Annotated in this window: 5 protein-coding genes and 2 pseudogenes; 5 read left to right on the top strand and 2 right to left on the bottom strand. The window is 57.0% G+C overall.

What is annotated here, in order from left to right; translation table 11 throughout:
• Nucleotides 1-589: 589 nt before the first annotated feature.
• Nucleotides 590-835: a hypothetical protein gene (locus ABIA96_RS36380; protein ID WP_354141701.1), complete on the bottom strand. Its 246-nt coding sequence runs from the start codon at nucleotides 833-835 to the stop codon at nucleotides 590-592.
• A gap of 903 nt (nucleotides 836-1,738) precedes the next feature.
• Between ABIA96_RS36380 and ABIA96_RS36375 the strand changes: the two genes are divergently transcribed.
• The 4 genes and pseudogenes from ABIA96_RS36375 to ABIA96_RS36360 all read left to right on the top strand — a co-directional run bounded on the left by ABIA96_RS36375 (nucleotide 1,739) and on the right by ABIA96_RS36360 (nucleotide 5,341).
• The gene (locus ABIA96_RS36375; RefSeq protein WP_354141700.1) at nucleotides 1,739-2,515 is read left to right on the top strand and encodes an outer membrane protein; all 777 of its coding nucleotides are present in this window, start codon (nucleotides 1,739-1,741) and stop codon (nucleotides 2,513-2,515) included.
• Nucleotides 2,516-3,100: 585 nt separating this feature from the next.
• Nucleotides 3,101-3,361 (top strand): annotated as a pseudogene (locus ABIA96_RS36370) (SOS response-associated peptidase); the annotation flags it as partial.
• 62 nt (nucleotides 3,362-3,423) lie between these two features.
• Nucleotides 3,424-4,457 (top strand): annotated as a pseudogene (gene dinB, locus ABIA96_RS36365) (DNA polymerase IV).
• Between the two features lie 527 nt (nucleotides 4,458-4,984).
• Nucleotides 4,985-5,341, top strand: a complete 357-nt coding sequence (locus tag ABIA96_RS36360) for a phosphoribosyltransferase-like protein (protein WP_354141699.1) — start codon at nucleotides 4,985-4,987, stop codon at nucleotides 5,339-5,341.
• A 916-nt stretch (nucleotides 5,342-6,257) separates the two neighbouring features.
• Here the strand turns inward: ABIA96_RS36360 and ABIA96_RS36355 are convergent.
• On the bottom strand, nucleotides 6,258-6,440 hold the full coding sequence (locus ABIA96_RS36355) for a helix-turn-helix domain-containing protein (RefSeq protein ID WP_354141702.1): 183 nt from the start codon (nucleotides 6,438-6,440) through the stop codon (nucleotides 6,258-6,260).
• Between the two features lie 557 nt (nucleotides 6,441-6,997).
• On the opposite strand from ABIA96_RS36355, the gene ABIA96_RS36350 reads away from it, so the two are divergent.
• On the top strand, nucleotides 6,998-7,218 hold a 221-nt coding region (locus ABIA96_RS36350), incomplete at its 3' end, for a hypothetical protein (RefSeq protein WP_354141698.1).

The following is a 7,218-nucleotide window of genomic DNA, read 5'->3' as shown; positions in this document are numbered from 1 at the left end:
CTCGATCTCAAGACAGGACGCCCCGTTGCGCTACCGTCTTGGCCGTGCCGCCCGCCGCAGCGCACTACCGCGCGAGCGGTTTAGTCCTTTGGCCCATCAGCGAAGTGGCGACACCTTTCATTGAGGTCCGCTTGGTGGGGTAGAGCGGACTGGCTTTGCTCACTCTGAGTTCTTCGCATTTTCACCCACAACGGACTTCCGGAACGACCATTGCACTACATTGAGTTGGGAGTTGTAACAACGAGCTGTGGTAGTTTACCGACATCACCGGCCGAGGCTCTCCCCGTAGGCGTCGGTGGCTGAGAGACCGATTGGGCTCCGCCTGCATAGCGGAGGAAAGTCCAATGGCGGATAACATCCCCAATCATCCACGTCCACGAACAGTCTTCCCGAATCGCGAAGCAAAACGCATTCATGCGCGAGGTCGCCGCGAAAGGTAGGGAGATACTTAAAACTCCGATCCCCGACACCTTCCTAGGTCGGAAAACAAGAGAGCCCCCGCCCAAAGAGGATGATGAGTTCGCGCGAACCCTCTAGCGGGAGAGCGTCAAGAAGCTCCGAAACATCCGAATTAGATGCAGCCGTACTGTCATATTGTTGGACGGTGCTTGGCATCTTTTAGCAACCCTTCAGTTGCTGACACGTTGGGAACCATCACCGCCCGGACCGTGGCTTTTATCGGTGATGAGAACGCCCGTTGCGCTCCCGCCTTCCTCGCATGGAAAGGAGCAGCGCCATGTTTGAGCGGCGTCGTTTCAAACAAACCACATCCCTTGAAGAACGTCTCGCCGAAGAAGTGAGACGCCTCCGCGAAGAAGCCGAATTGCTCCCTCATGGACCTGTACGCGAGGCCGCCCTCCGCAGGGTTCGGCAAGCCGAAACCGGCTCGCGCATTAGCGACTGGCTGCGCTCCCCCGGCTTACAGCCGCCGAAGTAGGCCGGTCATGCCACTCGGATACTATGCTTACGTTATCGGTGACGATGGCCACATTGCCAATCGCGTTGATGTTGTTTGCGACAATGACGAAGACACGCTTCGCCACGCCGAGCAGCTTATGGATGGTCACGCCATAGAGCTATGGCAAGGGGCGCGACGGATAGCGACGCTCAGGCCAAGGTCCAACGAAGGTGCGCATTAAGCTACGTCACAGATTTCCACCTCCGAAACCTTGGGTCTGGGAGATTCATGTCGGCAAGCGTCTGATCAAAGCCTCGCATGAATCCTATGCCTCACAAGAAGAGGCCCACGGCGCCGGCAGGGCCGCGCTCGACCGCATAGTCTTGGAATATGCAAACCGGCCTACAACACGACATCGACGGTAAGGCTGCCTCAGTTGGCGGCTTCCTCTATTTTTGGATGTGATACTATGTCGCCTGTTGGCCCATCAGCGAAGTGGCCGGGCACCTCGTCGAGGTCCGCTTATCGAGGCGCGGCGGATTAGATTTGCTCAGGTTGAGTTCTTCGCATTTTGGCCCAATGCTGCAATTTAGCGAGCTGGTGACGGAAGAGCCGGCCTAGCAGCCTAACCAGTTGCTTCGCGCGAGCGATAGTTTCATTGGCTTCGCGGCCAAACCTCAGATAGTTGCCGATCTGCCACGCTGCCACTTTTTTTGCTGTCTTGCCAAATCTGCATAGCCAGCTCCCCGCTCCTGCTATTGCATTCCCTCAGGGGTCATTGCAGGCGCTGCGATTCGCATTGCCCGGATGGTGCTCGTTTTTTTGTAAGAGGGGACGCAAATGAATAAGACGTTGACCGCAAGTGTCGCGCTTATTGCGCTTAGCACAACGGCCGCCGGAGCAGCGGATATGGCGGTTAAGGCCCCGCCACCACCGCCGGTGCCCGCGTTCAGTTGGACCGGGTTTTATATCGGTGCCAACATTGGCGGTGCGTGGTCCAACAACCGCTGGACGGACACGGTTTTCCTGACGAACTTCAACAACGGCAACAACGGCGTGTTCATCGGCGGTGGGCAGATCGGTGGCAATTACCAGATCGGCCAATTCGTCATCGGCGGCGAATGGGACTTCGACTGGGCCGCCAACAATAACAACAACAATGGAGTTCTTATTCCCGGCGTTGGGAATATTGTTGTCACCAACAATAATCGCTGGATCACGACTGTAGCTGCCCGCTTCGGCTGGGCCATTGATCATTGGCTGCTCTACGGCAAGGTTGGCGGCGGCTGGGTCGGCAGCAACAACTTCTCCGTCACCAACACCACGACGGGCGTATCGTTTAACTGCGGTACCTTAGGCTTCAGTAGCTGCAACAACAGCACCGGCGGCTGGCTGGTGGGCGCTGGCTTCGAATATGCGTTCGCGCCCAATTGGACAGTAAAGGCCGAATACGACTATCTCGGGTTGGGCAACCGGACCTTCTCCATTCCGGCCGGGGCCGCGTTCGGCCCGTTCGCGGGGGATACGTTCACGACCAACAACCGCAACGTTCAGATGGTGAAAGTTGGGGTCAACTATCTCTTCAACTGGGGCGCACCGGTTGCCGGCAGATACTAATCGCTGAATCAATTTTGACGTCGGAAATTACACGGGCTCCGGTTCTCCTACTGGAGCCCGTTCTGTTTTGCCGCGCGTGACGCCAAGGCTTTCCCCATTAGCGCGATGAGCGGATTGAGGTGCCGACGCAATTTGCTGCGATGCATGAGTCCGGAAGTGGCCCGTTGCGGAAACAATGCTTTAGGCCGTTGAGGAGCCCTGACGCGCCCGCGTCACCCACATCGCTCTGAGCTGGTAAAGATGGCCGTCACATGCTCGCGTTGAAATTGAAGTTCGGGCGGACATGTCCGAGGCGCCTGTTGGGAATTTGCGCGAAGGCTAAGGGGCGATAAGTGGAGGGTCTCGGCGGCAAAGAAAATTGGCCAGAGCCGATTTGGCAAATCATGCCGCCAGAGGCTTTTGGCTGGTCCGCAAAAGGTCTCTCTGTTGTGGACGCAATCGCAGATGAGGTCGGAAGCGCCGCGCTCATGATCGTCGAAGGAGGCGCAGTCGTTCATCAAAAGGGCGCGGTCGCTCACCGCTTTATGTGTCATTCAATTCGCAAGAGCCTCTTATCGGCTCTCTTTGGCATCTACGTTGCTGAGGGATTGGACCTCCGTCCGAAAGGTCAAGGAAGGCGAGACCAACAACGATCTCTACGCGTTCCTCACGACGGGGCCGAACGCCGAGGTCGGCGCCATCCACCCCAAAGCGATGCCGGTGATCCTGACAACGCCGGACGAAGTCGAGACCTGGATGACCGCTCCTCCAGACGAGGTCCTGAAACTGCAACGGCCGCTTCCGGACGGGAGGCTCCGGATCGTCGCCCGCGGCGTCAAAGAAGACCCGGCCGAGCAGACAACGTGACCGACGATGGCAACGACCAAGCAGAGCCCTCGCCCCGTCAGCGCAAGATCATCCACGTCGACATGGACGCCTTTTATGCGTCCGTCGAGCAGCGGGACAATCCGGATCTGCTCGGCAAGCCGGTCGCTGTCGGTGGTCCCGCGAGCGCGGCGTCGTGGCGGCAGCCAGCTATGAAGCGAGAAAGTTCGGGGTGCGCTCGGCCATGCCGTCCGTCACGGCAAAACGGCAGTGCCCCGACCTGATCTTCGTGAAGCCGCGCTTCGAGGTCTACAAGGCGGTCTCGCAGCAGATCCGCGAGATCTTCGCGGAGCACACGGCGATCATCGAGCCGCTGTCGCTCGACGAGGCCTACCTCGACGTGACCGAAAATCTGCAAGGTGTTCCGTTGGCCCGGGACGTCGCGTTTGCGATCCGTGCGAAGATCAAGGACGTAACCGGCCTCAACGCTTCGGCCGGCGTCTCCTACAACAAGTTTCTGGCAAAGCTCGCCTCCGACCACCGCAAGCCGAACGGCCAGTACGTCATCACGCCCGAAATGGGTCCGGCCTTCGTCGAAAATTTGCCGGTTGGCAAGTTTCATGGAATCGGGCCGGCCACCAGCACCAAAATGAACGCCCTCGGACTCTACACCGGCCTCGACATGCGTAACCAGTCGCTCGAATTCATGCAGGCCAATTTCGGCAAGGCCGGTGCATACTACTATTGGATTTCGAGGGGCGTCGATAATCGCGAGGTTCGCGCGGACCGAATCCGGAAGTCGGTCGGCGCAGAGAATACTTTCTCCAACGACCTGACCGAGTTCGACGCCTTGGCCGCCGAACTGCAGCCACTGATCGACAAGGTCTGGCAGCACTGCGAAGATAAGGGAGCGCGGGGTCGGACGGTGCACCTGAAAGTAAAGTTCAACGACTTCGAGATGATTACGCGCAGCAGGTCGGTACCCGTCGCGGTATTGAGTCGAGCGGAATTCGAACGCCCATCAGTCGCATTGCTTCAGAACGAGATGCCCTTTTCCAAGCCAGTCCGGCTGTTCGGGGTTTCGCTTTCGGCTCTACAAGGCGACCAGGCGGAGCCGCAACTTGGTCTACCGATCTGACGGTCGCGGCTTACACACCGTCGCTCCACGGACGCCTCGCTGGGTCAGCCGTGGATGTCACCCGTTACTCTCTGGCCTGAATTGCGTCCAGCTCTGACTCCGGAATCACTGAGCTTATCGCACCTTCGATCGGAGGGAGAATCGTCCCAACGATTGCAGGGAAATCGTCAATCTTAGTCCGGAACAGGACCGCCCACCGTCGCCTCGCAGAAGGGTCGCACCGTCGCCATCAGATCGCCGACCGCGGCTTCGACAGCTCCAAACGTGGGGAGGCTCTTAAGACCAACCTGTATATACCGGAACTCAAAATCTACAGCGAATGGATCAAGAATTTCTATCATTTGCGCTACGAAAACATCATTGGTCGGGTGATGCGGAAGGCCCTCAGTCAGACAAGCTTCCAAAGCACGTGTAGTTTGTGACCGTAATCGCGCGATCTTAGCCGATTGCTGCTCACTCCTTTGCTGAGCAAATACGCTTTGAGCGTCAGTTCCAGAGCGTGGCTAAAGAGGTAGTAGATCGGCATATTGAAGCGAAGGCGCACCCCCTTTTCTGTGTTTATGATGTTTGCGTTTCCGGATGCGATCGATCTGGTCCGAAAATCGTATCCTGAATTGCACGTCGTTGCGGCAAATGTTCTCGGAGATGAATTGCGCGCACTTTCTAGTGACGCCTCGATTTTTGAGAACGAAGCTGACCTTCGCTTTGCACGCGACATGCTATTGCAGATTGGTCGAGAACTTTATCCAGATGCTCCGCTTGGCTTTGGGGACATGGGCTCGCTGGTGGCTTTTCACAACGCGGTTCCCAACAACACTCTTCCAATTTTCTGGAGCAATAGGAGGTCAGAGCGGCCATGGAAGCCGATCTTCCCTCGAGCTTAGTCCGTCAGCATTGTACGCTCGGCCCAGGGTCATCGCATTCGCCTCAGACGGCATTCTGCTAAGCCAGAGCTGCGCTTCCGCGTCCGTTCGATTTTCACGCTACAGCGGCGGCATCAGGGGACCCTTTGTTTGGCATCGTAGACAATTTAGATCGATGCATCTCGGGCAATTGGGTTACGCCCAGATGGCACCAACGGGTCATGAGGAACCTCGTCAGCCAGCACAACGGCACGCATTCTGGCGAGCCCGCACTCTCCACTAGGTGGGCTTTTTTCTGCTCAACCTTCCAGGGTGTTCTTTTAGTCAACCGCCAATTGCGGCTGCCCAGCTGAAGTCATAATGAGCGCTCAACAACTTCATTGCGGCGACAGTGATGAGAACGCAGATGATTTGCAACAACGTTCTGGTCGAGAACACTCTATTGAAGAGCGTCATGATGCCGCCTTCTAGCGCTGGTGACCGAGCCGGATTCCAAGCTTGAGCGCCTTTTGGCGGAGTGAACCTTCGGAGCGCTTTGTGAGCTTCGCAATTTTTGCAACCGGAGTCTTCGCTTTCGAATGAGCGAGCAGCTCCTTCACGTCAGCCTTTGTGTATTCGCGCCGCACAGGTTTCTTCTTCGTAGCCGTCTTCTTTTGCCGTCTTTGCCACTTTTAGCTCCTCGATTCGAGAGTGGGCGTACTAACACAGCCGCATTGAAGCGCAACTCGCCATCAGTTGGCTCTATATGCTGGTCCGATGTGTGTGCCTCTCTCAGCAGATGCGGCCGACCCATGCCGCCGAATTCTGACAGGAGCGCGGTGATGCGGTGGTGGGCGGACGAGTTCGAGCGGCTGAGGAAGCACTGTCGTGTCATCAAAATGAGTGCCTGAGGAAAAGCGCGTTCAAGGTTGGGTTGCTCCCTTAGGTCGCACGTCGATTAGTTCGACATGTTGGTGTCAAGGAGCGCCAGAAATGAGCGCACCACTACTAGAGGCCGACGTCCGATCGTTGTCGTGACGATACGCCCAGCTGCTATCAACTCGTAAACCTTCGTGCGTCCCAAGCCGGTCACTTCGCATGCATCGTCAATCGTGCAGGTGAGCCGCTGGGCGAATGGCATCGTGCTCGGTTCTGCGGCTTTCTGAGCGGATAGACTGACTTGCGACTGTTGTCCGCCGGTTTTCTTTCGTCGATTGTATCTCACGCGGCACTCCAATTTGCACAAAGCTCGACAGGACGAGAGTTGATTGTGCGACGAGCAGCGTCAATGCGAACACCCGAGGGCGCTCGCGTACGACAGCGCATGTCAGCGGCGGTTTGAGAATTTCCGGACACCAAGGGCGACGAGGAAATTTTTTGCGAATGCGCCAGCCACAGTGAGGCATCGCGCCGAGGCTGGTCCGCCAATATCGGCAGCAAATTCCGCAAGCGTTCGCCGCTGTTCGCCAGCGTCTTATTCAACGAACGTGGCTGATGGCTAGCTAAGTGCCTGAGTTTGCTGGCGCTCCCTAGGGAATCGAACTCCTGTTTCAGCCTTGAGAGGGGACCGATATGCGATGCGCCAGCTGAAGTACAGCGACACGCGAAATCCCGCTCGCCTACGATCATCTGCGAAGCAACACGCTAACGCCTGACAATTGAAAAATCCCATTTTCATTGATGGCGGCAGCAGTCAACATGAATGGATTCGCCGTTGCAGATCGAGACTTCCATGAGCGGTACAAAAGCAAAGTCATCTGTCCCTTTGTCGTGAATCTTGTCGGGTCAGCGCGTTTCCCGACTGACGCTGCTGCTGGAGGACGATCTAGCAGTCTGCTGAAAAACCTTGAAATGGAGAATTTTCATATTTCCGCCGATCGTTTTTGGAGCGGCGCGGTAGAGTTGGATGTAATTTCTAG

Source organism: Bradyrhizobium sp. LB11.1, from assembly GCF_040549385.1.
GTDB lineage: Bacteria > Pseudomonadota > Alphaproteobacteria > Rhizobiales > Xanthobacteraceae > Bradyrhizobium.
This window is presented reverse-complemented; position numbering and strand designations above follow the sequence as displayed.

What these genes read in the sequence shown, in the direction of transcription:
- ABIA96_RS36375 (WP_354141700.1), top strand. Translation starts at nt 1,739, where the DNA reads ATGAATAAGACGTTGACCGCAAGTGTCGCGCTTATTGCGCTTAGCACA.
- ABIA96_RS36380 (WP_354141701.1), bottom strand. Translation starts at nt 835, where the DNA reads ATGAGGGAGCAATTCGGCTTCTTCGCGGAGGCGTCTCACTTCTTCGGC.
- ABIA96_RS36355 (WP_354141702.1), bottom strand. Translation starts at nt 6,440, where the DNA reads ATGCCATTCGCCCAGCGGCTCACCTGCACGATTGACGATGCATGCGAA.